26 protein-coding genes are annotated in these 24,310 nt (G+C 63.5%); 14 read left to right on the top strand and 12 right to left on the bottom strand.

The features are described from left to right. The first annotated feature begins 14 nt into the window (after positions 1–14). A complete protein-coding gene (locus X771_RS161925) occupies positions 15–806 on the top strand; it encodes an SIS domain-containing protein (protein ID WP_023686509.1) in 792 nt (263 codons plus the stop codon). A gap of 60 nt (positions 807–866) precedes the next feature. Here the strand turns inward: X771_RS161925 and rsgA are convergent, their stop codons facing one another. Next, a complete protein-coding gene (gene rsgA / locus X771_RS161930) occupies positions 867–1,892 on the bottom strand; it encodes a ribosome small subunit-dependent GTPase A (RefSeq protein ID WP_023683132.1) in 1,026 nt (341 codons plus the stop codon). Between the two features lie 174 nt (positions 1,893–2,066). On the opposite strand from rsgA, the gene X771_RS1000000167900 reads away from it, so the two are divergent. Beyond that, complete coding sequence (locus X771_RS1000000167900) at positions 2,067–2,204, top strand: hypothetical protein (protein WP_023691904.1); 138 nt, start codon at positions 2,067–2,069, stop codon at positions 2,202–2,204. Between the two features lie 459 nt (positions 2,205–2,663). Here X771_RS1000000167900 and X771_RS161935 read toward each other — a convergent pair whose 3' ends face one another. Beyond that, positions 2,664–4,259, bottom strand: coding sequence for a GMC family oxidoreductase N-terminal domain-containing protein (locus X771_RS161935; RefSeq protein ID WP_023686508.1), 1,596 nt, complete (start codon positions 4,257–4,259; stop codon positions 2,664–2,666). A gap of 304 nt (positions 4,260–4,563) precedes the next feature. Here X771_RS161935 and X771_RS161940 point away from each other — a divergent pair, with 304 nt between their 5' ends. The 4 genes from X771_RS161940 (at position 4,564) to X771_RS161955 (ending at position 9,258) form a co-directional block, all read left to right on the top strand. After that, positions 4,564–5,634 carry a sugar ABC transporter substrate-binding protein gene (locus X771_RS161940; RefSeq protein WP_023683136.1) on the top strand — a complete coding sequence of 357 codons (1,071 nt, stop codon included), beginning with the start codon at positions 4,564–4,566 and terminating at the stop codon, positions 5,632–5,634. Positions 5,635–5,736: 102 nt separating this feature from the next. Further along, on the top strand, positions 5,737–6,777 hold the full coding sequence (locus X771_RS161945) for an ABC transporter permease (protein ID WP_245262508.1): 1,041 nt from the start codon (positions 5,737–5,739) through the stop codon (positions 6,775–6,777). Positions 6,778–6,782: 5 nt separating this feature from the next. Next, positions 6,783–8,285 (top strand): sugar ABC transporter ATP-binding protein, encoded by a 1,503-nt coding sequence (locus tag X771_RS161950; protein WP_023686506.1) that lies wholly within the window; start codon positions 6,783–6,785, stop codon positions 8,283–8,285. Positions 8,286–8,289: 4 nt separating this feature from the next. After that, complete coding sequence (locus tag X771_RS161955) at positions 8,290–9,258, top strand: ABC transporter permease (protein WP_023686505.1); 969 nt, start codon at positions 8,290–8,292, stop codon at positions 9,256–9,258. 74 nt (positions 9,259–9,332) lie between these two features. Here X771_RS161955 and gloA read toward each other — a convergent pair whose 3' ends face one another. Continuing rightward, positions 9,333–9,743, bottom strand: a complete 411-nt coding sequence (gene gloA / locus X771_RS161960; RefSeq protein ID WP_019856614.1) for a lactoylglutathione lyase — start codon at positions 9,741–9,743, stop codon at positions 9,333–9,335. A gap of 161 nt (positions 9,744–9,904) precedes the next feature. On the opposite strand from gloA, the gene X771_RS161965 reads away from it, so the two are divergent. Continuing rightward, positions 9,905–11,347, top strand: a complete 1,443-nt coding sequence (locus tag X771_RS161965; protein ID WP_023686504.1) for an FAD-binding oxidoreductase — start codon at positions 9,905–9,907, stop codon at positions 11,345–11,347. 3 nt (positions 11,348–11,350) lie between these two features. Beyond that, a complete protein-coding gene (locus X771_RS161970; RefSeq protein ID WP_023671079.1) occupies positions 11,351–12,145 on the top strand; it encodes a FadR/GntR family transcriptional regulator in 795 nt (264 codons plus the stop codon). A gap of 400 nt (positions 12,146–12,545) precedes the next feature. On the opposite strand, the gene X771_RS161975 is transcribed toward X771_RS161970, so the two are convergent. From X771_RS161975 to X771_RS161985, 5 genes are all read right to left on the bottom strand, one after another. Then, on the bottom strand, positions 12,546–13,433 hold the full coding sequence (locus tag X771_RS161975) for an AraC family transcriptional regulator (protein WP_023686503.1): 888 nt from the start codon (positions 13,431–13,433) through the stop codon (positions 12,546–12,548). Between the two features lie 244 nt (positions 13,434–13,677). Beyond that, the gene (locus tag X771_RS1000000167895) at positions 13,678–13,923 is read right to left on the bottom strand and encodes a hypothetical protein (protein ID WP_156935965.1); all 246 of its coding nucleotides are present in this window, start codon (positions 13,921–13,923) and stop codon (positions 13,678–13,680) included. A 147-nt stretch (positions 13,924–14,070) separates the two neighbouring features. Then, positions 14,071–15,009, bottom strand: coding sequence for a hypothetical protein (locus X771_RS161980; RefSeq protein ID WP_023686502.1), 939 nt, complete (start codon positions 15,007–15,009; stop codon positions 14,071–14,073). Beyond that, entirely contained in the window at positions 15,006–15,548 is a 543-nt protein-coding gene (locus X771_RS1000000165790) for a hypothetical protein (RefSeq protein ID WP_050587392.1), read from the bottom strand. The genes X771_RS161980 and X771_RS1000000165790 overlap by 4 nt, the downstream gene beginning before the upstream one ends. Positions 15,549–15,868: 320 nt before the next feature. Then, positions 15,869–16,774: an NAD(P)-dependent oxidoreductase gene (locus X771_RS161985; RefSeq protein WP_023686500.1), complete on the bottom strand. Its 906-nt coding sequence runs from the start codon at positions 16,772–16,774 to the stop codon at positions 15,869–15,871. Positions 16,775–16,917: 143 nt separating this feature from the next. Here X771_RS161985 and X771_RS161990 point away from each other — a divergent pair, with 143 nt between their 5' ends. From X771_RS161990 to X771_RS162000, 3 genes are all read left to right on the top strand, one after another. After that, positions 16,918–17,658 carry a FadR/GntR family transcriptional regulator gene (locus X771_RS161990; protein WP_023686499.1) on the top strand — a complete coding sequence of 247 codons (741 nt, stop codon included), beginning with the start codon at positions 16,918–16,920 and terminating at the stop codon, positions 17,656–17,658. Positions 17,659–17,884: 226 nt separating this feature from the next. After that, positions 17,885–18,871: an aldo/keto reductase gene (locus X771_RS161995; RefSeq protein WP_023686498.1), complete on the top strand. Its 987-nt coding sequence runs from the start codon at positions 17,885–17,887 to the stop codon at positions 18,869–18,871. Between the two features lie 207 nt (positions 18,872–19,078). Further along, positions 19,079–20,227, top strand: coding sequence for a PHB depolymerase family esterase (locus X771_RS162000; RefSeq protein ID WP_023686497.1), 1,149 nt, complete (start codon positions 19,079–19,081; stop codon positions 20,225–20,227). Positions 20,228–20,281: 54 nt separating this feature from the next. Here the strand turns inward: X771_RS162000 and X771_RS162005 are convergent, their stop codons facing one another. The 4 genes from X771_RS162005 to X771_RS1000000168670 all read right to left on the bottom strand — a co-directional run bounded on the left by X771_RS162005 (position 20,282) and on the right by X771_RS1000000168670 (position 22,924). Then, complete coding sequence (locus X771_RS162005; RefSeq protein ID WP_031202398.1) at positions 20,282–20,902, bottom strand: hypothetical protein; 621 nt, start codon at positions 20,900–20,902, stop codon at positions 20,282–20,284. Positions 20,903–21,084: 182 nt separating this feature from the next. Further along, positions 21,085–21,690, bottom strand: coding sequence for a hypothetical protein (locus X771_RS162010; protein ID WP_023686495.1), 606 nt, complete (start codon positions 21,688–21,690; stop codon positions 21,085–21,087). A gap of 31 nt (positions 21,691–21,721) precedes the next feature. Further along, the gene (locus X771_RS162015; protein WP_023686494.1) at positions 21,722–22,474 is read right to left on the bottom strand and encodes a DUF4142 domain-containing protein; all 753 of its coding nucleotides are present in this window, start codon (positions 22,472–22,474) and stop codon (positions 21,722–21,724) included. A 261-nt stretch (positions 22,475–22,735) separates the two neighbouring features. Continuing rightward, complete coding sequence (locus X771_RS1000000168670; protein ID WP_023686493.1) at positions 22,736–22,924, bottom strand: hypothetical protein; 189 nt, start codon at positions 22,922–22,924, stop codon at positions 22,736–22,738. A gap of 130 nt (positions 22,925–23,054) precedes the next feature. Between X771_RS1000000168670 and X771_RS162025 the strand changes: the two genes are divergently transcribed. The 3 genes from X771_RS162025 (at position 23,055) to X771_RS1000000169055 (ending at position 24,169) form a co-directional block, all read left to right on the top strand. Next, positions 23,055–23,429 (top strand): hypothetical protein, encoded by a 375-nt coding sequence (locus tag X771_RS162025; protein ID WP_023686492.1) that lies wholly within the window; start codon positions 23,055–23,057, stop codon positions 23,427–23,429. 201 nt (positions 23,430–23,630) lie between these two features. After that, complete coding sequence (locus tag X771_RS162030) at positions 23,631–23,840, top strand: hypothetical protein (protein ID WP_023671091.1); 210 nt, start codon at positions 23,631–23,633, stop codon at positions 23,838–23,840. Positions 23,841–23,899: 59 nt separating this feature from the next. Continuing rightward, complete coding sequence (locus X771_RS1000000169055) at positions 23,900–24,169, top strand: PilZ domain-containing protein (RefSeq protein ID WP_023726509.1); 270 nt, start codon at positions 23,900–23,902, stop codon at positions 24,167–24,169. Positions 24,170–24,310 lie beyond the last annotated feature (141 nt).

Raw genomic sequence — 24,310 nt, 5'->3', positions numbered from 1 at the left:
ACAGGAGTACCCACGTGTCCGATCTCTACATCCACCGTCTCGCCGCCCTCATCGACCAGGCTGCGAAAGCCAATGAAGAGGCCTTTGGCCAGGCCGCCAGCCGCTTTGCCGACTCGCTCGAGGGCGGCGGGCTGGTGCATCTCTATGGCTCCGGCCATTCGGTGCTGCCGGTGCAGGAAGTGTTTCCGCGCTATGGCAGCTATGTCGGCTTCAACCCCCTGACCGACCCGCGCGTGATGTGGCACAATGTGCTCGGCGCCGGCGGCGTGCGCGAGCTTTTGTGGCTGGAGCGTACGGAAAGATACGCCGAAAAATTCCTCGACCACCAGCCGCTCAACAAGGGCGATTCGATCATCATCTTCGGCCATAGCGGCCGCAACTCGTCGGGCATCGACACCGCGCTCTACGCCAGGAAGCGCGGCATCTTCGTCGTCGCTGTCACCAGCAAGAACAATCTGGACAAGCCGGCGACGCACTCGTCCGGCAAGCGGCTGGCGGATGCCGCCGACCTCGTCATCGACACCTGTTCGCCGATCGAGGACGCCATCGTGCCGGTCGAGGGCTGGAGCCGGCCGGTGTCGGGCTCATCGACGGTGCTTGCCATGATCCTGGCGCATGAGCTGATCGCGCGCACGGCCGAGCAGCTCGCCAAGCGCGGCATCGAACTGCCGGTCTTCGCCTCGCCGACCATTGCCGGCGTGACGCTGCACGACACCGACGTCATCTACGGCGTCTACCGCGAGCGCATGCTGGAGGCGCAGCAGAAGCACCTGCCGACCTTCCAGGCAACGATGCGCGGAGAGTGAAAAAAGGGAGGCCCGGCACATGCCGGGCCTCCGAAGTCTCGTTCCGCAATTCCTATCCTCTCAACGCCGCTTCGGGCGCCCGGCAGGCGATTTGTTGCCGCGCGGGCCGCTCTGAACCGGCGTGTTGCCCTGGTTTTCCTCCGACAGCTTGCGCCAGCGGGCAAGGCGCTCAGGGTCGAGCGTACCCGCCTTCAACGCAGCCTGCACCGCGCAGCCCGGTTCGTGGACATGGGTGCAGTCGCGGAACTTGCACAGCGGTGCGAGCTCGGTGATTTCGGCAAACAGCGTGTCGATGCCGGATGCGACGTCGCTGACATGCAGCGTGCGCATGCCCGGCGTGTCGATTACCCAGCCGCCACCGGCGATGGGGTGCAGCGACCGCGCCGTGGTGGTGTGGCGACCCTTGGCATCGTGCTCGCGAATGCCCGCAGTCTGTTGCGGCGATTGCTGCGCCGCTCCGGCCAGCGTGTTGACCAGCGTCGATTTGCCGACGCCGGAGGAGCCGACCAGCGCCACCGTCTGCCCTGCGCCACACCAGGGAGCAAGCGCCGCTGCGGCATCGGCGACGCGCGGGTTCAGCGTCACTACGGGCAAACCACGCTGAAGGGCGGCAGCCTGGCTTTGGTATCTCTCGGCATCGTCAGCGGTGTCGGCCTTGGTCAGCAGGATCACCGGCGTCGTTCCGGCCTCGTTGGCCAGCGCCAGATAGCGCTCGAGCCGGGCGATGTTGAAATCGGCATTGCAGGACGTCACGATGAACAGCGTGTCGACATTGGCCGCGGCCAGCTGCGGGATCCTGCCGCCCTGGGTACGGCGCTCCAGCACCGTCTTGCGGGTCAGCCGGCGGAGCAGCAGATGTGTATGCTGCTCGACCAGCACCCAGTCGCCGACGGCGTAGTCGCCGGTGTTGGCATTGGCCGGCAGCGTCAGATCCACTGGCCCTGCCCGGGACAGGCCGGCCAGGCGGTCGCGGTGCACCGAGGCGATGCGCGTCGGCACGAGGTCTGCCTCATCGGCTTCAAGCTGGTCGCCGAAGAAATCCGTCCAGCCCAGGCTTGCGAGGGAGGCCGTCACGGCTTTGACCAGGGGGACGGCGTCACAGACATCGGAGAGTATCCTTTGGCAAAATGGGCGCGGACCCTCGGGGCGGTTGTTCAAGCCGTGTATGGGCGGCATGGCGGCATTTGGCAAGCCGAACCGCGCCGATGGCCGAGCCGTTTCGCGCACCACGTTGGAACGCATCGCGGCGGTGGTTCGCTGATGCGCTTACGCGTCGTTACTCTCAATGTCTGCAACACGGAAGGCGAACCGGAGCGCCTGGCGGCCATCAACCGGGAGCTGAGGCGGCTCGACCCCGATCTGTCGCTCTCCAGGACGTCGTCCAGACAGCCGATGTGAAATCCCTCGATACGCTGCCGATGGTCTGGATTTGCATGCCACGCATCAGGCCTCGTCGTCGACCTCGAAGTTGGCAGGGACGGCTGAGGATGGCAGGTCGAGAAGCCTGCCAAAAGGGGGAGGGGGATGGCCGGTGCCGCAGGGGGCGGGGGGTTGGGATGGGGTTGCCTGAAGCACCGGCCAAAGCGGGACACGTCCCACGCCCACAAGCTAGCAGAGCTTGGATCGGTTCATATGGTGTGATCGCGGAACTGGCGCAAAAGCGCTTTCACATCCCCGCGCCGGCGTCGGCAACGAGCCCGCAACCGGGGGTTTCCGGTCGGTTGGTGGGTTGCGCAAGCGTCGGTTGAAGGCGCTGCGGGAGGCTGTCGTTTTTAGTGCGGTTCGAGTGCTATGCGCTCAGCGACAGGTGCTCAAGGCAGGGCAATCGCGTGGCGCCACCACATGCGATTGTCCTGCTTACGCCACCGGCAGCGTTCGCCCCGCAATCAGATCCGCAGCCTTCTCCGCAATCATGACCACGGCGGCGTTGGTGTTCGACGACACGATGCTTGGAATGACCGAGCTGTCGCAGACACGCAGGCCTTGCAGACCGCGCACGCGCAGCTCGGGATCGACGACGCTGTCGGCATCGCCGCCCATCCGGCAGGTGCCGACTGGGTGATAGGCGCTGCGGCCATGTTCTCGGGCGAAGGCTTCGAGTGCTGAGCGCCCCTGCATCGCCTTGCCGGGCAGATGCTCGCGGCTGATGTATCTGGCGAAGGCTGGCTGCGACAGGATTTCGCGGCTGATCTCGATGCCGTCGATGGCGCGTTCGAGATCATAGTGCTCGGCGAACGGGTTGGGGTCGATGATGGGCGCATCGCGCAGGTCCGCGGACTTGAGCGTGACGCTGCCGCGCGAACGCGGGCGCACATGGTAGGAGTTCAGCGTGCAGCCATTGCCGCCGGGAACCGAGCCGATGCCTTCCTCGACGCCGGCGCCGGGCAGGAAATGGAACTGGATGTCCGGCGTCTTCTCCGCGCGGTCGCCCCACCAGAAGCCGCCGGCCTCGACGATGTTGGAGGCCACCGGCCCCTTGCCGAACAGCGCATATTCAAGACCAGCGACCGCTTGCCAGCGCTTCTTCTTGTAACGGTCGATGCCATGCGGTCCGTTGAGCTCGGCGACGACATCGACGTCCATGTGATCGTGCAGATTCTGGCCGACGTTTTTGGAATCGTGGACCACCTCGATGCCGTGATGGCCGAGATGCACGGCCGGGCCGATGCCGGACAGCATCAGCAATTTCGGCGAGCCGATGGCGCCGGCGGCGACGATGACTTCGCGCTCGGCGCGGAGCAGTTCGGTGCGGCCATTGACGATGATCTCGACACCGATGGCGCGGCCGTTCTCGACCACGATGCGGCTGACGGAGGCGTCGGTGCGTAGCGTCAGATTCTTGCGGCCGAGCGCCGGCTTCAGATAGGCGACCGCCGTGCTCGAGCGTTTCCCCCGACGCGTCGTCGTCTGGTAGAAGCCGGCGCCCGCCTGCTCACCGGCGTTGAAGTCGGCGCGGAAAGGAAGGCCCGCCTGCTGCGCCGCCTTGACGAAGATGCGGGTCAGCGGATGCGGCGCGCCGCTGGAGACGCCGAGCGGGCCGTCAATGCCATGCTGCGCATCGGCAAAAGTGTCGTTGCCCTCGGAGCGGACGAAGTAGGGCAGCACGTCGGCATAGCTCCAGCCGGCACAGCCGGCGTCAGCCGCCCAGCCGTCATAATCCTGCGGGCAACCGCGGGTGAACACCTGGGCGTTGATCGAGGAGCCCCCGCCCAGCACGCGGGCCTGCGGATAGACCATGGTGCGGCCGTCGATTTCCTTGCCGGGCGCGGTGTCATAGCCCCAGATCAGCGGCCCCGACGTCATCTTGAAGAAGCCGACCGGCAGATGGATGTAGCGATCGGTGTCGGGCGGACCGGCCTCGAGCAGCACGACGGACACGTCCGGGTCCTCGCTCAGCCGGGCGGCCAGAATGCAGCCAGCCGAACCGCCGCCGACAATGATGTAATCCGTCATTTCCACTCCCGGGTTCTCTTTGTTGGAGCATGATCTCCCGGACAAAACGGTTTCCCGATTTGTCCGAGAAAACCGGTTCCCACTTCTAGGGATCATGCTCCGGCGGGCGATGAAAATCACCGCCCTCCTCTTGCGCGCGACGATCTCAAGTCGCTTGTGCCGCGTCAAGAGAAAGGGTATGGTTATCGTGTTGAAGGGTTGTCGTACAAGTGGAGGAGCTTGACGATCCTCACCAGGAGGTCCCGGCCGCGCTCCCTGCGCAAGATGCCGGGCGGAACAGAATTCAATCGGGAGGTTTCGAGGTATGAACGACACGAAGAATTTTGCGGTCAACCGGCGCACGCTGATGATGGGCGCCACCGCCGGCGTGGCGGCACTCGCCATGCCGAGCGTGCTGCGCGCGCAGGACAAGCCGACTCTGGTGACGTCGATCCGCTCGCTGTCCAACCCCTATCACGCGGTGTGGAAGACCGGCGCCGAAGCGTATGCCAAATGGGCCGGGCTGGAACACGTCACGCTGGTTTCGGAAGGCAACAGCGAGAAGGGCATTGCCGACATCAAGGCGATGCTGGCCAAGACCGGCGGCAACATGGTGCTGAATTCCGATCCCAACGACACGCCCGATGCGCGCCCGATCGTCGAGGCCTGCGCCAAGGCCGGCGCCTATGTGGTGACGCAGTGGAACAAGCCTGGGGATCTGCACCCGAAGGATTTCAACCCGAACTATGTCTCGCATATCGAGTTCGACGGCATCGACAGCGGCAAGACCATCGCCGAGATCCTGTTCAAGACCATTGGCGGCAAGGGCGGCATCGTCGCACTCGGCGGCCTGATCTCGACCACGGCGGCGATCGAACGCAAGAAGGGCCTCGATGCGGCGCTCGCCGCCAACCCGGACATCAAGCTGCTCGACTTTCAGGTCGCCAACTGGAAGTCGACCGAAGCCTTCGACCTGATGGGCAATCTGCTCACCCGCTTCGGCGACGACATCAAGGGCATCTGGGCGGCCAATGACGATATGGGCTCCGGCGCACTGGAAGCGCTGCGTGCCGAAAATCTCGCCGGCAAGGTGCCGATCGTCGGCGTCGACGGCATCAAGACGGCGGTCGATGCGGTGCGCACCGGCGAATTCGCCTGCACGGTCACTTCGGATCCGTTCTGGCAGGGCGGCATGGGTCTCGCCATCGGCTACAACGCCAAGATCGGCAAGTTCGACCCGACCAAGGAGCCCCCGGAGCACCGCGAGTTCTACGGCAAGGCGGTGCTGATCTCGCACGACAATGTCGAGGAATATTACAAGACCAATGTCGATGCGAAGCCCGAGATCGACTGGAACGATCTGTGGGGCCGGGTCACCGGAGCAATCCGTACCTGATCCATCGGAGTGGGCTGCACCTCCCTGGCGGCCCGCTTCCTCCCGCAGCCGTCGCGATCCCCTTGTCGCGACGGCTGTCACCAGCAGACGGGAAGCGGTTTCTTGACAATCCATACAGAACCCCTGAAGTCCGTTTCGGACATCGAGCGGACGACGCCCATGACACCGTTCCCCGGCCGCATCGCGACATTCCTGGGCGGCAGGCGCTGGCGCAGCCTGGCGCCGCTGGCGGTGCTGATTGTACTCTGCGTACTCATCGCCATTGCCAATCCCAATTTCATCGAGCTGCGCAATCTGGTGCGGCTTGCGAATTCCGCCGCCGTGCCGCTGACGCTGGCCATGGGGCTGACCTTCATCATCCTGATGGGCAGCATCGACCTCGCAGTCGAAGGCACGCTTTCGGTGGCGGCGATGGTGCTTGTGCTGCTCGCCGCCAATGACGGCAACGGCAACGACTATGGCTGGTGGGCGGTGCTCGCTGCCATCGCCGCCGGCACCGCCATGGGCTTCGTCAGCGGTCTCGTCCAGACCATGCTGCGCATCCCATCCTTCATGGGCACGCTCGGCATGTGGTTCATCGGCCTCGGCCTGTCGGTCTATATGCTGGGCGGCACGGCCATCAAGCTGAACGACGCCTCGATCCGCGACCTGGCCTTGCACCGTTTCCTCGGCCTGCCGGTGGCGGTCTGGGTCGCGTTCGGCGCCTTCCTGCTCGCCACCGTCATCCAGTATCACACCAAGCTCGGCCGCCACATATTGGCGATCGGCGGCGACGAGGATGTCGCCAAGCTCTCCGGCGTCAATGTGGTGCGCGTGCGCATCACCGCTTTTGCGCTGGCCGGGTTCTTCTTCGGCATTGCCGGTGTGCTGGCCGCCGCACAGCTCGGCCAGTCGCATGCCGTCATCGGCGACGGCAGGCTGTTTGCAGCGGTCACCGCAGTGGTCGTCGGCGGCACGGCTTTGACCGGCGGCGAGGGCGGTGTCGTCAACACGCTGATCGGCGTGCTGATCGTCACCGTGCTTGCCAATGGCATGATCCTGCTCGGCATCTCGCCCTACATCCAGCAGACGGTGCAGGGGCTGATGATCATCGCCGCGGTGGCGCTGTCGCTCGACCGCGTCCGCCTGAAAATCGTCAAGTGAGCGCCATGCTGCAGGCGTGCAACATCATCAAGAATTTCCCCGGCGTCCAGGCGCTACGCGACGTCTCCATCGAGGTGCGGCCCAATGAAGTTGTCGGGCTGATCGGCGAGAACGGCGCCGGCAAGTCGACGCTGATGCGGGTGCTGGCCGGCGGCTACCGGCCGGATGGCGGCTCGCTCACGCTGGATGGCGAACAGCTGCGCATGCGCAACGCCCGTGATGCGGCCAGGCATGGCATCGGCATGGTGTTCCAGGAGCAGTCGCTGGTGCTGAACCTGACGGTCGCCGAAAACATCTATCTCGGCGAAGAGGACCGCTTCACCCGCTTCGGCCTCGTCAATTGGCGCGCCATGAACGCGGCGGCGCGGCGGCAACTGGCCAAGATCGGCATCGACATCGACGTCACCGCGCGCACCTCCGAACTCACCTTCGCCGCGCGCCAGATGGTCGAGCTCGCCAAGGCGCTGACCCTGGAGGAAGTGGTCGAGCGGCAGTTGCTGATCCTGCTCGACGAGCCGACCTCGGTGCTCAACGCCGCCGACATCGAGGTGCTGTTCGCGCGGGTGCGCTCGCTCAAATCCCGCGCCAGCTTCGTCTTCGTCTCGCACCGCCTCGACGAGGTGCTCAATATCTCCGACCGCGTCTACACGATGAAGGACGGCGCCGTCGTTGCCGAACATCGTGCAGCCGAAGTCACCGCGCCTGAGATGCACGAGATCATGGTCGGGCGCGGCCTGCAGGCGGAGTATTATCGCGAGGCCCGCCAGCTGGCGCCGCGCGATATCGTGATGGTCGAGGCCAAGGGGCTTGGCGCCAACGGTTACTATCACGGCGTCGATCTCTCGATCCGGGCCGGCGAGATTGTCGGCATTGCCGGCGTCGTCGGCTCCGGCCGCGAGGAGGTGACGCGCACCGTTGGCGGCTTCGTCCAGCATGATGCCGGCGAGATGAAAATCGCCGGCGATGCCGTGCGCTTCTCCTCGCCGGAGCCGGCTGTGCGCAAGGGCATCGGCTATGTCCCGCGCGAGCGCCGGCTCGAAGGGCTGGTGATGTTCCTGTCGATCGCGGAGAACATTTCGCTGGCCGATCTCTCCAGCGTCATGCGCCATGGCGCCATCGACTATGGCAAGGAGCGCCGGCTTGCCGCCGACTGGATCAAGCGGCTGCGCATCAAGGCGCCCGGTCCCGATGCCGCCTGCCGCAAGCTCAGCGGCGGCAACCAGCAGAAGGTGGTGCTGGCGCGCTGGATGACGGCGGGCTCGCGCATCCTGGTGCTCGACCATCCCACACGCGGCCTCGATGTCGGCGCCAAGGAGGAGGTCTACGAATTGGTGCGCGATCTCTCGGCGCAAGGCGTGGCGATCCTTTTGATTTCCGACACGCTGGAGGAAACGATCGGTCTGTCGCACCAGGTGCTGGTGATGCGCGACGGTGCAATCACCGCGCGCTTCGATGCCAGTCCGGGCAACAAGCCGAACCAGGTCGATCTCCTCAGGGCAATGGTGTGAACCGATGAATGAAGCGTTCTCCATCAGGCGGGTTTTCGAAGGCAAGTGGACGCAAGGCGCCATTCCGCTGGTGCTGCTTGTCGGCCTGCTTTTGATCATCGAGATCGCCGCGCCCGGCTTCCTGACCGGCGAGACCGTGGCGCTTTTGTTTGCCAACACCGCCGTGCTGTTCATCCTGGCGACCGGCGTCACCTTCGCCATCCTGCTTGGCGGCATCGATTTGTCGATCCAGGCGGTGGCATCGCTGGCCAGCGTCATCCTGGCGCAATTGCTGCCTTCGTTCGGCCTTGCCGCCTTTCCGGTGGCGATCCTGTCGGGGCTCGCCTTCGGCGTGTTGAGCGGCGTCGTTCACGTCAAGCTACGCGTGCCGTCCTTCGTGGCGACACTCGCCACCGGCGGCGTGGTCACCGGCCTTGCGCTATGGGTCTCCAACGGCCGCGCCATCACCATCGAGGAGGCTGGTCGCGAAAACACCGCCTGGATCAACGCCACTGTCGCCGGCATTCCCGTGGTGGTGCTGATTTCGACGGTGATCGGCATCGCCGCCTTTCTGGCGCTGCGCTACACGCGCTTCGGCCGCCAGGCGATTGCGGTCGGCGCCGGCGAACCGGCGGCGTGGGCGGCGGGCATCAATGTCGACCGCACCAAGATCATCGCCTTTGCCGCGTCGGGTATGCTCGCGGCCATCGCCGGCGTCGTGCTGGCGGCCAGGCTGTCGAGCGGCTCGCCAGTGCTGGCCAACCAGCTGCTGCTGCCGGCCATCGCCGCCGTCATCGTCGGCGGCACGGCGATCACCGGCGGGCTCGGCGGCGTTGCCCGCACGGCGGTCGGCGCGCTGATCATCTCGATCGTGCGCATCGGCATGACCTTTGTCGGCGTCAACATTTTCCTGGAAAATATGGTGTTCGGCGCGGTGCTGATCGCTGCCGTCGCCATTACCATCGACCGCAGCAAGATCGCGGTCATCAAGTGATCCCGCCTCCCAGGCAAGCGCGGACAGGACGGGACCGCATCGGCGCGAGGCCGATGCGGTCCGGCCCGATCGGATCACATCGTGTCGAGGCCGATCAGCTCGATCTTGTAGCCGTCGGGGTCTTCGACGAAAGCGATGTGGGTGGTGCCGTGCTGCATCGGGCCGGGCTTGCGCGGGATCTTGGCGCCGCGCTTTTCCAGTTCGGCGCAGACGGCGTAGATGTCGTTGACGCCGAGCGCCAGATGGCCGAAGCCGGTGCCGATCTCGTAGGGTTCCTCGCGGCCCCAGTTCAGCGTCAGCTCGACGACGGCTTCCTTGTCCTCGGGGCCATAGCCGACAAAGGCGTTGGTGAACTTGCCGCCGGGGTAGTCGTCGCGGCGCAGCAGGGTCATGCCGAGCACCTCGGTGTAGAAGGCGATCGACTTGTCAAGGTCGAGCACCCTGATCATGGTGTGCATATAGCGAAAGCCCGGGGCGTCGCTCATTGGGGGAGTCCTCCGAATTCTGTGATTTGCGGGTCTGATCATCCACATCGCACGCCTGGCGGCAAGACGGCCTCGCTTGATGTTCTCAATCAGGGTTGTATGATAACACGACAACATCGGTATTTGTCCAGTCGTTTTGCCGAGGGGCCTAGAGCCAATCCATGAATGCCGTGCCGCCAACCTCCGCATCGCAGATCGCAGCCCTGGCCGGCGTGCTGCCGAATGGCGGGCTGCTGACCGACGAAGCGGATCTGGCGCGCTACAGCCGCGACTGGTCGGGCGACCATTTCGGCCGGCCGCTGGTCGTGGCGCGGCCCTCTTCGGTGGAGGAAATGTCGGCGCTGATGAGGTTCTGCCATGCCGAGCGCATTCCGGTGGTGCCGCAAGGCGGCCTGACCGGGCTCGTGGGCGCCGCAGTGGCGGCGGATGGCGGCGAGATCGTCATCTCGCTGGAGCGCATGAACCGTATCCGTTCGATCAGCCCGATCGACTTTGCCATGGTGGTCGAGGCCGGCTGCATCCTCGAGGACGCCAAGCGCGCCGCCGAAGCGAGCGACTGCCTGCTGCCGATCACGTTCGGCGCGCAGGGCAGCTGCCGCATCGGCGGCAATGTCGCCACCAATGCCGGCGGCTTCAACGTGCTGCGCTACGGGATGACGCGGGATCTGGTGCTTGGCCTCGAAGTGGTGCTGGCCGACGGCCGCATCTGGAACGGGCTGAAAGTGCTGCGCAAGGACAATCGCGGCTATGATCTGAAGCAGATCTTCATCGGCTCGGAGGGCACACTCGGCATCGTCACCGCGGCGGCGCTGAAGCTGTTCCCCAAGCCGACGCAGATCGAAACCGCGCTGGTCGGCCTGCGCTCGGTCGAGGATGCGATGGCGCTCTATGCCCGCGCCCGGCGCGACTGCAGCGACCTGCTCACCGCCTTCGAACTGATCCTGCGCGTCGGCATCGAGATCACCATGCGCGAAGGCCAGGATTTTCCCGATCCGCTCAGCCAGCCCTATCCCGTCTATGTGCTGATCGAGGTGTCGTCGGGCGGGCTGATCGACCTCTCCAACATGCTTCTGGGGTTTCTCGGCAGCGTCGAGGACATCGTCGAGGATGGCGTCATCGCTTCGACCAGGGCGCAGGGCGAGCGGCTGTGGCTCTACCGCGAGATCATGGTCGAGCGGCAGGGCAGGGGCGGGCGCTACCTGCGCACCGATGTGTCGGTGCCGATCTCCAGGCTTGCCGATTTCGTCACCGATGCGCTGGCCGCCTTGGAGAAAGCCCGGCCCGGCGCGCTGGCCGTCACCTACGGCCATGTCGGCGACGGCAACATCCACCTCAACGTCGTGCCGCCGGAAGGCATGGGCACCGAGGCGATGGAACATCTGTTCGAGCAGGCGGAAGCCGAGATCTTCACCGTCGTCGATCGCTATGGCGGCTCTATCAGCGCCGAGCACGGCATCGGCCGGGTCAAGCAGAAGGCGTTCCTCGAACGCATCGATCCGGTGACGCTCGACCTCGCCGCCGGCATCAAGGACGCATTCGACCCGCGCCACATTCTCAGCAACGGCCGCATTCTGGCGTCCGCACCCGCCGTCGACTATAGGTGAGCGATGACGCTGAAACTCGACAAGGTCAATCGCGGCCCACACCTCTCCACTCTGGTGGCCAGTTCCATCTCGCGCGAGATCGCGCAAGGCCGGCTGAAGCCGGGTGACCAGCTGCCGACCGAGGCGGCGCTGGCAACCACTTTCGGGGTCAGCCGCAACGTGGTGCGCGAGGCGATCGCGCGGCTGCGCTCGGAAGGCCGAATCTGGTCGCAGCAGGGGCGCGGCGCCTTCGTGGTCGAGAGCAACAACCCGACGGTGCTGACCATCGACCATGAGACGCTGCAGCGCGCCGACTCGTTTCGCAATCTGTTCGAACTGCGTGGCATCCTCGAAGTGCAGGCGGCGGCCCTTGCCGCAAAACGGCGCAGCGACGCCGATCTCAAAGCCATGGGCGATGCGCTGTCCGGCATGCGCGCCGCCCCCTATGGCAGCGTCGCCTGGCTGCGCAGCGACCTCGAATTCCACCGCACCGTCGCCGAGGCGACGCGCAATTCCTACATGGGCCAATTCCTGGTCTTCGTGTCCGAGCGGGTGCGCGAAAGCATTCTCGCCGCCGGCAACCAGCAAAAGTCGGACGACATGGCCCGCATCACGCTCGGCGAACATGAGCGCATCCTGAGAGCGATCCGTGCCGGCGACGCCGAAGGGGCGCAAGCCGCGATGCGCGACCATCTGGCGGGCGCGGCGCTGCGGGTGGGGTTGCATGAGGGGGAAGCTGCGGAGATAGCGCCGGGGCCCGAGGCAGCGTCTCCGGTACGGCATTCGCGGTTGCGGAAGGCTGTGCGCGGGCAGGCTTAGGGATAGCCTTGCCTTATCCGCGCGCTGGGCCAATCGCCTATGGCGGCGCTGACCCCCACTCCGTCTCGGCTTCGCCGAGCCACCTTGCCGGGGCGAGCCACGGGTCTCGCCCGTCCTTCGGACCCCCCATTTCATGGGGGATGAGGAAATGCCAATCTCCGAGATCGCAGCCCTTCAAAAAGCTTGGGTTTCCTCTCCCCCACGAATGTGGGGGTAGAGGTGGCTCGGCGAAGCCGAGACGGAGTGGGGNTCAAAAAGCTTGGGTTTCCTCTCCCCCACGAATGTGGGGGTAGAGGTGGCTCGGCGAAGCCGAGACGGAGTGGGGGAGCGCCATATCAGATTTCACACGGTCGTCGGCTCAACCAGCTCAGGGCCGGAGATAGGCCGCCACCCCACCGCGCTATTTCAGCGGCAGAAACAGCTCAAGCACCACCTCGCGCACCGGTCCGTTCGACGAAAAGTGTCGCTGGCAATAGATCGGAAAGTCGCGCGCCTCCTCGCCGCTGGCCGGAAGCCATTCGCGGTAGAGGTAGAGCGCTGCCGGCTCGAGATTGTTGGTGTTGCCGGGATATCGCAGCACCGCGCAGCGTCCGCCGGGGATCACGCCGGCCTTCATCTGCGCGGCCTCGATCGGCCCGCCTTCTACCGGCAGGTCGGTTCCGGCACAAATATCCATGCTGTAATCGGCCGGGTTCGCCGGCTCCCTTTCGGAACGGAAGATGTTGAAGGTCGGGCTGGTCTCGGGCGACAGGCCGACTGCCTTGCGCCAGGCGATGAACCGCTGGATGGTGTCCTGGAGCGTCGCCCGGTCGCCGCGATGCTCCATAACAGCTACCGGCGTCGGCGGCACATCGCGGATCGTTACGTCGTCGTGTTCGAAGATTATCTGCATGAGCGTGGTCCTTGCTTTTTCGAGCGGCCCGAAGGCCATGAGCCACGACCCCCAGTCGGGAGACTTCCGGAACGACGAAGGCGATTGTCCGAACCGTTGCCGAAAGGCGCGGGCGAAGGCATCCGGCGCGTCGTAGCCGGCATCCATCGCTATGTCGGTGACGCTTTGGGCGTCGCTCTCGGCAAGCCGGTACGAAGCGCGCTTCAGGCGGGCGAGCTGGACATAGCGATGCACGGACAACCCGAAGGTGGACGTGAACTGCCGGTGGAAATGGAATTTCGAGAACGCCGCGACGCCGCTCAACGCTTCCAGGCCCAGATCGTCGTCCAGATGCTGGTCTATGTGGTCCAGCACCCGCTGCATCCGGGCATGGTAGTTTTCAAGTGGTGCCTTCATCGTCTCGTCCTGCGTGGCGACACCAGATAGGCGCCGCCTGATATGTCGCGCTCGACCGATCTTGCGGTTTGACATGGATGGACAGGTGGCCGCTAGCGGTTGCTATGAGGTGGCCTAGCCTGCCTATCCGCAAGACGGCTTCACGCAGTCTAGTCCCGATGTAGCAGCGCCGGCCCCCACTCCGTCTCGGCGCGGCGATGCCGCGACGGAGAGGGGGAGCGCCATATCCGATGTCGGTAATGGGTCAGCTTGAAATAGACAGATAAAAACTCAAACCCTGGAAGGCGGATGCAACACCAGCAAAGACAGCGGCGATCGCACTAAGTTGGCTCTGCCGTTTGAGCGCCTTTTCGTGGGGAGGCCTAGTGATTTTCCCATCGCGCCATAAAGCCATGGTGACCGGCGGGATCGAAACACTGGCAGACCAAAACCAAAAAAATGCGCCTAGAAAGGCCGCCACAATCGAAATCCATTGTAGGCCATTCGCCATTCTAGCCAGTCTTTGGACGTTTGTATGGTCCGCGCACCATCGGCTTCCTTCGTCTAGACAAGCGCGATGACGTCGCAAATTTCCCAAGGCTTGCCAGTCACGCAACCGGCATCATCATGCTTTATCGGTCAAGCACAAAAGTCAGTTTTAATCGGTATCAACCATATCTATCAGTTCATCTAGCGTCCAAGTTTCAATATCTCCATCGCCATATCGAACCAACGTTTCCTTAGTCAGCCTCGCACGATATCGACTGGGCACCTTGCGTTGCGCTTGGCCGTTAAATGTCTTCGACCAATGACCAGAGATCGGTGGGGAGTCTGGAAACGTCAACACGAACGTGCGACGCGGGACACTCCAAGCCACCAACTCTCCAGTCAGTTCTATGGGGTCAGATATCCTCTTATCGCTTTCCTCAATTAACTTGTAGATCAATTCCATTTCTCTGGATTGAGCCACAACGCGATCTCGTATTTCCTCTTCCCTGGTCCATTTAATGTCCGCACTCATGCCGTACTGGCTGTGAGTTTTCGTCCAGTGATGAAGCTTTTTCACTACCGGAACTCCAAGTCGGGTGGCAGCTTCGTTGACGGCTTTGGAATTCCTAATCCTCAAAAGCGCAAAGACTTCCGATACAGCCCGGTCTAGCTCAGATTCCATACCGCCTATTAATCTGTCGTTTGGTATCGTCAGGACGACGCCGAGCGAGCCGGAATAAGCAAAACCAAATCCAAATTCTGTCTTTTGCGCCACATCAGCACTAATCTTAGCGCTTCGGCGTGGCCCTGATACGAGAGAAGCAAAGACAATTGAAACCAAGTCTTGGAAGTCGTGGAGGGCAGCGGTTACCGCAGATATGGCGTATGAATGCAAACTGTCTGGAATAATCTTGTAGTCGCAAACGTCAATCAGGCCAGTCCTTGTTATTTCCGAGAGTTCAGCGGTCAAATTTTCACGGCGACCTTCCAAGGATCTCAAGCTTAATTCGGTTGCAAGGGTTGGCGTACCAGATTGTGCCTGTTCGATTTTCAATATTGTCGACTCGACATCATTAATTCTGTCGAGGATAGCGCGCATCCTGCTCATGGGATCACCTCCAGAACAGCTATTCCCTTAGGCTCACGCGCGACATAACTAAACCCAAAATCTTTCACCCACTGATCGTGTAAACGTTCGCCTTCAGCATGTTGGCCATGCGCCGTCGGTGCGTGAAACATAATGAAACTATGCAGTTTTTGTGGCTTGAAGGCCTGGTTCGCCAATTCTCGGAGGAAGGGAACTTGACTTGGTGCCGGGTTGTTTATTGCGTCCACATCAAAATCTAAAACGAAGTCGACATCGCTAGGTTCAATCTTCTGTGTAAGGAAGCTTCCATCTATCCAAACTTCAAACTCAAGCTTGAGTTGACGAGCTTCGTCCATGAGGTTGAGAAATCTCTGCCACAAAAGCGGCCGCTTTGTGGAAAGCGGAAAGGCGTCAACGACAAGGACTTTCAACTCATCCTCAGTCATTCTATGCAGACCAGCTGGCAACAGAGGCGGAAACTCGTCTTTTTGTACGATCACTAACTCCCAAGTCGCTCTATGGTTTCTTCCCATATCGCGCTTGAGCAGCCTTATGGGCAATCTCACTTCGCCGGTCAGACGACAAGCGGTTCGCTCGTGCCTTCCCTCCCCCAAAGCCCTCCCAAGCGGCCTAGCTCGACCGCAGCTGGGCTTTTCCCAGTCGTATCGGTCTCGTTCTCGCCAGACGATTTCCCGGTTACAGCCGCGACGATGGTCGTGGCAAGCTCGTTGATATCGCGCGGGCGTTTTCTCGAACGGTCAGGCATTGCAATCATTGCACAAGCGCGTAAGAGGCGCAAATGAGAGAATAATCCCAGCCATTTCTGACCCACTACCTCGACAATCTGCGGTGTGGGTTGGAGGATACCTCCATCGTTCCGTCACGCCCCCGTCGTCTCCACCAGCGACACCCCATTCAGCCCAGCCACAATATCCGACAGCGCCGGCACGAACTTCTCGCCATGACCGGTGGTAACCGCTGTGGCAAATCCATTCCGCACGGCGGCGCCGATCGGGTTGGCGATGCCGGCGGCCTGGGCGAAGGAGGCGAGGTAGGTCATGTCCTTCAGCGCGTTGGCGATGGCGAAGCGCTGGGCGTTTTCGTTGCGGTTGAGCACGAAATCGAAGAAGGCCTGGTAGAAGCCGCAATCCATGCGGCTGCCGGAGATGACGCTGTTGAAGACCTGCGGCGTCAGCCCGGCTTTGGTGCCGAGGCTCAGCGCTTCCGAGTAGATCGCGGAATAGCCCATCGAGACGAAATTGTTGAGCAGCTTCATGGTGTGGCCGCTGCCGGTCGGGCCGGTGTGGACGATTCGCGCGGCGAAGGCTTCGAGCACCGGTCGCGCGCGGGCGACGATTTCGGCCGGGCCGCCGACCATGACGTCGAGCTTGCCCTCGGTGGCTTCCTTGGGCGTGCGCGCCAGCGGCGAGTCGATCAGCGTTATGTCTTGCTGGGCGAGGTCGGCGGCAAGCGCTGTCGTCGATGACGGGTTGGAGGTCGAGCAGTCGATGATCAGCAGCGGCGTCTTGGCCGCAGCAAGCCCGTCCGCGCCCTTGACCAGCGCTTCGACCTCGCGCGAACCGGTGACGCACAGGATCACGATGTCGCAGGCGGCGGCGAGTTCGCGCGGGCTTGGCGCTTCGGTGGCGCCGGCCGCGATCAGGCGGTCGGCGGCGGTGCGGCTGCGGTGCACATGCACCGTCAGCGGCCAGCCCTTGCGCAGCAGATTGTCGGCCATGCCGGCGCCCATGCTGCCCAGGCCGATGAAGCCGATGCGTTCTTTCATGCAATCCTCGGGTTCTTTCATGTAATTCTCCTATGACCCGCGCCAGCGGGCCGAACTTTCGTCACCTTGCGGCGGGCACCCGTCGATGCAATTCTTTGAATAAGATTCGGCCTTCGAACAAGAATGGAACCGGAGTGCCACCGATGGCGGAGCCCATGACTTTCGACGCCATACCGCAGGCGCCCAACCTGCGGACGGGTCTGGTCAACACGCTGATCGCGCAGATCGAATCCGGTGACCTTGCGCCGGGGCAGCGGCTGCCGACCGAGCAGGAGATTGTTGCTGCCACAGGCGTCAGCCGCACCGTGGTGCGCGAGGCGCTGGCGGCGCTGCGCGCGCGCGGGCTGATTACCACGCGCCAGGGGCTCGGCGCCTTCGTCGCCAAGGATCCGCCGCCGAAGATTTTTTCCGTGCTGCCCGACGATCTCGAATCGATCGACGAGGTGCTGCGCGTGCTCGAACTGCGCATGGGCATCGAGGTCGAAGCGACCGGCCTTGCCGCCGAGCGGCGCAGCGAGGCGGCGCTCCAGCAGATGAGCGCGCGGCTCGACGCGCTGGAAGCGGCGGTGCGCGCCGGCGGCTCCGGCTCGGAAGAGGATTTCGGCTTCCACCGCGCCATTCTCGCCGCGACGCAGAACCCGAATTTCACCCGGCTGTTCGACACGTTCGGCAGCGCCATGGTCCCGCGCCATTGGACGCGGCTCGACCGGATGACGGAGGCCGAGCGGGAAAAATATCTCGACCGCATGCAGCGCGAGCACCGCGCCATTCTCGGGGCCATCGAAGCCAGGGACGTCAACGCCGCGCGCCGCGCCATGCGCAGCCATCTGACCAAAAGTTATGCCAGGTTCGAGGATCTGCGCGACAAAGCTGTTCACGATTAGGGGGCTAACCACGGTTGACGGACTGCTCATCCGGCGACCCGCCGAGATAGAGTTCGCGCATCAGCGACATGTTCCTCCCGGCTCCCACTGTTGCAGTCTTACCCCGTTGTCATACAACCCTGTAATCTGGTAAATCCTAGGAAGAGGGATGTCAATCGCGTTGCCATGCGGTATGAGGCTCCCGAAATCAGAACCGTCATCCCAAAGCCGCAAGTCAGGAAGCAAAATGCAGTCACGGAAATTTGGCCGTACCGGCAGATCAGTCAGCGAGATCGGCTTCGGCGCCTGGGCGATCGGCGCCGCCTGGGGCGAGGTCAATGACGACGATGCGGTCGCCGCCCTGCATGCCGCGCTCGATGCCGGCGTCAGCTTCCTCGACACCGCCGACGTCTATGGCGACGGCCGTTCGGAAAAGCTGATCGCACGGGTGATGAAGGAACGCGGTGGCGCGCGCCCGTTCATCGCCACCAAGGCCGGACGGCGGCTGCCGAAGCAGACGGTCGAGGGCTACAGCGTCGAGAACCTCACCGGCTGGATCGACCGCAGCCTGAAATACCTCGAGACCGACACGCTCGACCTGGTGCAGCTGCATTGCCCGCCGACCGATCTCTACTATCATCCGGAGGTGTTCGAGCGTCTCGACAAGCTCACCGAGCAGGGCAAGATCCGCAATTACGGCGTCAGCGTCGAGCGCGTCGAAGAGGCGCTGAAGGCGATGCAATATCCCGGTGTCGTCAGCGTGCAAATCATCTTCAACCCCTTTCGCCAGCGCCCGGCCGAGCTGTTCTTCGACCAGGCGAAGAAGAACGATGTCGCCGTCATCGCCCGCGTACCGCTGGCCAGCGGCCTGCTGTCCGGCAAGTTCAGGGCGGACACCAAGTTCGAGACCACCGACCATCGCCTGTTCAACAGGAATGGCGAAGCCTTCGATGTCGGCGAGACGTTTTCGGGCGTGCCCTATGAGGTCGGGCTGGCGGCGGTCGAGAAGGTGCGGCCGCTGGTGTCAGGCGACACCACCATGGCGAAATTCGCTCTGCGCTGGATCCTGATGTTCGACGCTGTGACGGTTGTCATTCCCGGCGCCCGCAATCCGGCGCAGGCGGTTTCCAATGCGGAAGCGGCGGAGCTTGCGCCGTTTTCCTCCGAGTTGATGGCCAAGGTGAAGGCGGTCTATGATGAGAACATCAAGCCCTACGTGCATCAGCGCTGGTAACCAGCGCCTGCCGGCCTCGACCGGCTGACTGACAAGAGGTCGGCCGGGCGCAAATTGCGCTCGTCGTTACAAGCTGTGCAGCGGATCCTGTGATCCATCGGTCATTTAATCGACCGCGCCGCTTGTTATTGTGCAGTGCAGCAACGATATTGCTGCGTGTGCGTTGTGTGCACGAGTCTGCCCATTCCGGCGCGCAAGGATAACGATTTGCGAGACATATCCGATACGATCGCCCGGCTGAGCGCGATGCGCGGCCGGCCAGCCGGTGCAGGACAGAGCAAGGACGATCACCTGTCCGAGATGACAGGGTTCGGGTCCAATCCCGGCGCCTTGCGCGCGCGGTTTTATCTCCCTGAAAACCTGCCGAAGCAGGCAGCGCTGGTCGTGGTGCTGCATGGCTGTACCCAGAATGCAGCCGCGTACGATCATGGTTCCGGCTGGACCGAACTTGCTGCCGAGCAGGGTTTTGCCGTGCTTCTCCCCGAGCAGCAGCGCGCCAACAACGCCAATCTTTGCTTCAACTGGTTCGTGCCGGGCGATGTAAGCCGCGACAGCGGCGAGGCACTGTCCATCCGCCAGATGATCGAGGCGGCGGTGGTCACCCACGGTCTCGACCGCAAGCGGATATTCGTCACCGGTCTTTCCGCCGGCGGCGCCATGGCGGCGGTGATGCTGGCGACCTACCCGGACGTGTTTGCCGGTGGCGCGATCATTGCCGGGCTTGCCTATGGCAGCGCCTCGACCATCCCCGAAGCCTTCGACCGCATGCGTGGCCATGGCGGACCGTCCAGATCCGAGCTGCAGCGTCTGTTGCGGGAGGCCTCGCCGCACAAGGGGCCGTGGCCGAGGATTTCGGTCTGGCAGGGCTCGGCCGATACGACCGTGGTGCCTTCCAATGCCGACGCGGTGCTGGCGCAATGGCAGGGCGTGCACGGCCTCGCTCAAGCGCCGACACGCACGGAAAAGGTCGACGGTCAGAGCCGAAAAGCCTGGTCCGATGGCAAAGGCCGCGACGTGGTCGAGGCATACAGCATTGCCGGCATGGGCCATGGCACGCCATTGCAGGCGAGCGGCGACAATGCTCTCGGCAAAGCAGGGCCGTTCATGCTGGATGTCGGGATTTCCTCGACGCGCCACATCGCCCGTTTCTGGGGGCTGACGAAGCCAGAGGTACGACGCGCGGCGAAAGCCGAGGCCGCTTCAGGCACTGCATTGCAGCCTTTCTCGCCGAAGGAAAAACCGCGAGCCGTCCGTGTCGATCCGGCCCCGGAGCCTGTCAATCCGCCAGGCGGTCCGGCGGGCGGGATTACCAAGGTCATCGAGGACGCGCTGCGGGCAGCGGGATTGATGCGCTGAGGCTGAGGCTCGCCCCGCGCATACGCCCAAAATACAAGGCAAGCGCCAGCATCATTATCGCAGCAGGCCTTCGTCCTCGAACGCATCCCAGCCCTTCAATCCGGGCGCCGGGCCGTCCGTGTTCCGGGCCTTCCTCGCAGTGCGCGCCTGGCCGGTGCCCTTTCCCGCGCGCGTCAGCGCGGCCTTGCCCGCGCCGCGCCGCCTGTTCTCGGCGACTTCCTGGACATCCTGCTCTCTCCACACGGTTGCCAGATCGCGGTCCAGGACGTCCTCGATGTGGCGCGGGTCGAAAACGTGGAAGGTGACAGACTTTGATCGCCCACGCATCTTGACGGTGCGTGTGCCGGTGCTTTGCAGCCGACCGTCCTTGAGCCATTTGTGGCGCTCGCGCGAAGAGATCGTAAGGATATCCTCGACCTCGCGCGGAAGCACAGGCAGCGCCTCCACTCCCTCCAGTGTTTTGGAGATACTGGCAGAGGCGGCCTTGAACGCTTCCGCTTCGGATTTCGACATTCGCAATGCGATGCGGCCCGTCTCGGCCTTGACGTGCTTCCTGACTGCCCATGGCAGCCGGGCTCTGACTTCACGTTCGATCCCCTTGGAGCGCACGGCGGACCCGAGTGTCGCTGACGGCGACAGCGGCCATTCGGCAATCAGTTGCGGGGACGGGCTCATGCTTTCCCGGGGCTGATTTCGTTGGTTCTACGTTAACACGGCAAGAGCCGGTCAAGCCAAGGCAACAGCGAAAAGGGGCAGGTCCAATGAGAACCCACCCCTTATGGCCGAATTTGAACGCCGCTTGCAGCGCGCCGACAGCACCCTTGGCCCCGCCGCCGTGCGGCGACGGGGCTCGATGATCAAAGTGGGCTGGCGTTGCGCGTTCTGTCGCGCTCGGCCTCGATGTCGGTGTAGGGGTCGGCATTGGCATCGAAGCCGGTCCAGCCACCGGCTTCATAGGCGCGTCGGCGGTCTTGCAGATCGACCGAGTTGGACTCGCCAAGAATACGCTCGGCCTCGTCGGCGAGTTCGTCGCTGACCCTGGCGGTCACCATCGTGCCACCGCGGCGAACGCCCTCCGCATAGACATGCGCATCCCTTTCGGGGACGCCTGACTCGGTCAGCGCCCCGACGATGCCGCCGGCAGCGCCACCGACGACCGCGCCGCCAACGGCGCCGACCGCGGTGGCGGCCAGCCATCCTGCGGCCACGACCGGACCGACGCCCGGAATGGCCATGATGCCGAGCCCTGTCAGAAGCCCGCCGGCGCCGCCAATGACGGCTCCGAGACCGGCGCCGCCGGCTGCATCCTCGGCGGCGTTGGAGGTGCCGCCATCGTCGTACCAGTCGTCCGAATTGTTGGCGACGATGCTGATGTCGGCCTGCGGCACGCCGATTGCCTCCAGTTCGCCGACGGCATCGGAGGCATCATCGTAGTTGTCGAAAAGTCCTGTTACGGTTTTCATGGTCTTGATCTCCTCGATCTGGTTCAGAGGTTCAGTTGGCGCCGGCAACGACGTTGCCCTGATAATCGAGCGCCACGGTCGTGGTCTTGCCATCCTTGGTGGCCTGACCGCGCCAGATGCCCTGGTCGTCTTTGGTCAGCTTGGACACGCCGGAGAAGCCGGCATCCTGAATGCGGCTCTTCGCCTGATCCTCGGTGAAGCTGTTGGCACCCGGGACCGGGGCGGCCGGATTGGTGGTGTCGGTCGTGCTCACGGCCGGGGTGGTGGAGCTGGTGGTCGACGATGCATTGTCGGTGGAAGCGATCTTCTCGACCATTTCCTGATGCATTTTGAGCGTCGGCAAGGTCTCGGAGGCGAAAGTCTTCAACTGCGCGTTGTCGCCGTCCTTGGCATAGCTCTCGAACAGCGTGACCGCCTCCGAATGCGCATCGCGCTGCATCTGGACATAGGGCTTGTCGACGGCATCGTTGGCATTCTGCAGAGCCTCCAGATCGGCCTTGTGCTTGGCGTCCAGCTCCGTCGGCACTTTCAGCTTCTGTTCGCCGGCGATGGTCGCAAGCTTGGCGTTGGCGGCGCCGTGATCGTCGATCATCTTCTTGGCGAAATCCTTGACGCCTTGATCCTGCGCCTTGCCCTCGGCGATCTTGCTCGAATCCACCTCGAACATGCCGCCGATGGCGGCCTTGTCGACAAAGTCCTGAGCACTGTCGGCGGCGAAGGCGGGCAGGGCGAAGACCATGGCTGTGGCGGTGGCCAGCGAAGCTAGAAGAACACGTGTTTTCATGGACAGAGATCCTCGTTGGGGCACACATCGTGCTGTGAGCCTAACCAGTGCGGCCAAGCTTTGTTCCGCCTCCCAAGCGTTATAACCGGGAGGGTCGATGCCGCGATGATGGCCCCTCATCCTCGGCTTTTGCGCCTTTGCGATGTCGACGCGTGGCGCGGACGGCGACCCGCTCGATGGGCGCCTTGCAAGTCCATCGCAAAGGGAAACGAGGCCTTCGCCGCCCGCAAATGAACACCGCCCGCGGTGGCCTATCGAGGTTCAGCGATCGTTGCGTTCGAGGCGGCGCGCAACCTCTGTTTGTGCGACCTGCAGCAGCGTGTCTATTTCGAACATCGCCGCCGCATGGCCGCCGTCGCGAATGACACGGCGGGTGCGGTGGAGCAGGTCGGAGACCGTCCGCAGCGTTTCAGCATGGCTCGATCGATTCGACAAATGCGTGCCCTCCATCAGCCACAACCGTTGGATCGGGAGAGTGTTCCCAAAGTTGGCGGCCGGCCGGGTGAATGACTGTGAGCGCAGGCGGCGGAACCATCCCTGTCCGTTGGCCGTTCCCCCTGCCTCAACGAGAGGAACAGCCATGGCCGAGAACGACACCCCGAAGGACACCCCGAAGGACACCCCCAAGGACACCCCGAAGATGTCCGCCCGAGAGGCCCAGGAGGCCCTGGAGAAGCAGGTCGCATCGCTGAAGCGCGAGATCAGCAAGATCAACCGGACGCTTGCCGAGCGCGCAGAAGATGCCGTCGGCGAAGCCGGCGGCTGGTACGGCGGCGTGACCGAGCGCGCGGCACGGGCAACGCAGCAGCTGAGATCGCAGGCGCAGACGGTGTCCGAAGCCGTCCAGCAAAATCCCGGCACCATCAGCAGCGCTTTCGTGCTTGGCGGCATTGCCGGGTTGTTGATCGGCATGCTGCTCGGGCAAAGCCAGGAACGCGACCGAAGCTGGTTCTAGTGGGGTATCTTATGACTATTGCGCCCGCCGGCTTTGCTGGCGGGCTTTGTATGGACGCCAGATCACTGTGGCTTTGAGTGAAAAACTCCCCGCTCGGGTAAACGGGATTTGTGGTCGGCGCCGCCTGCGCGGCGCCCTCGACAGGTGAGTTGAGTTTCCCTGCCGCGGTCGTATGTTGTTGACCGCAGTGGAGGATCACAAATGCCCATTCGACGCAAAGCCACGGAGGCCGGCGTTTTGCAGCCATCCGAACTCGAGCTGTTGGGCCGTGTATTCGAGCAGCTTAAGCGCGACGGTCAGTCGCCCGAAGCACGCGACGCCATCGCATCCCGGATTATCGCGAACTATATGGCCGGCGTGGTCGACGAAGCCGAGCTCGTCAGTCTTTCGAGGCAACCGCTGGGCCGGTAGTGCGCTTTGCATTCCGGGTTCAGAAGAGTTTCAGGTCGTCAAATCAGAGGGATAAGGCAATGCCGGCTGACCCACCGATAGAGCGACGGTCGCATATCCGTGATCTTGTTCTGAAGGAAGCGACAATCCGCGTTGGCGACGCCAGTATCAATTGTCTGGTTTGCAACCAGCACGCTCACGGTGCGGAGCTGCGGGTGAAGGCCGATATCGCAATCCCCGACCGTTTCGTCCTTCACGTGCCTGTCGATCATACCAGCTATCGCGCCGTGGTGCGGTGGAGACGGAACGAGCGACTTGGGGTGCAGCTTGATTCGGGAAGGCAGGCGTAGAGGGCGATAGCCGGGACGGATGCAGGGTTGATGGGACAAGGCAGGGCTCGTTTGCGGAACGAACGCTTCCTTCCATGCTGCTTGCGATTTGCAATCAGTTGCTATAGCGTCTGGCTGCTTGCAAATTACAAGCGGTTAATC

Source organism: Mesorhizobium sp. LSJC269B00 (genome assembly GCF_000502815.1).
Taxonomy (GTDB): Bacteria; Pseudomonadota; Alphaproteobacteria; order Rhizobiales; family Rhizobiaceae; genus Mesorhizobium.
Note: the sequence above shows the minus strand (reverse complement) of the source record. Positions and strands in the feature narration are given on the sequence as shown.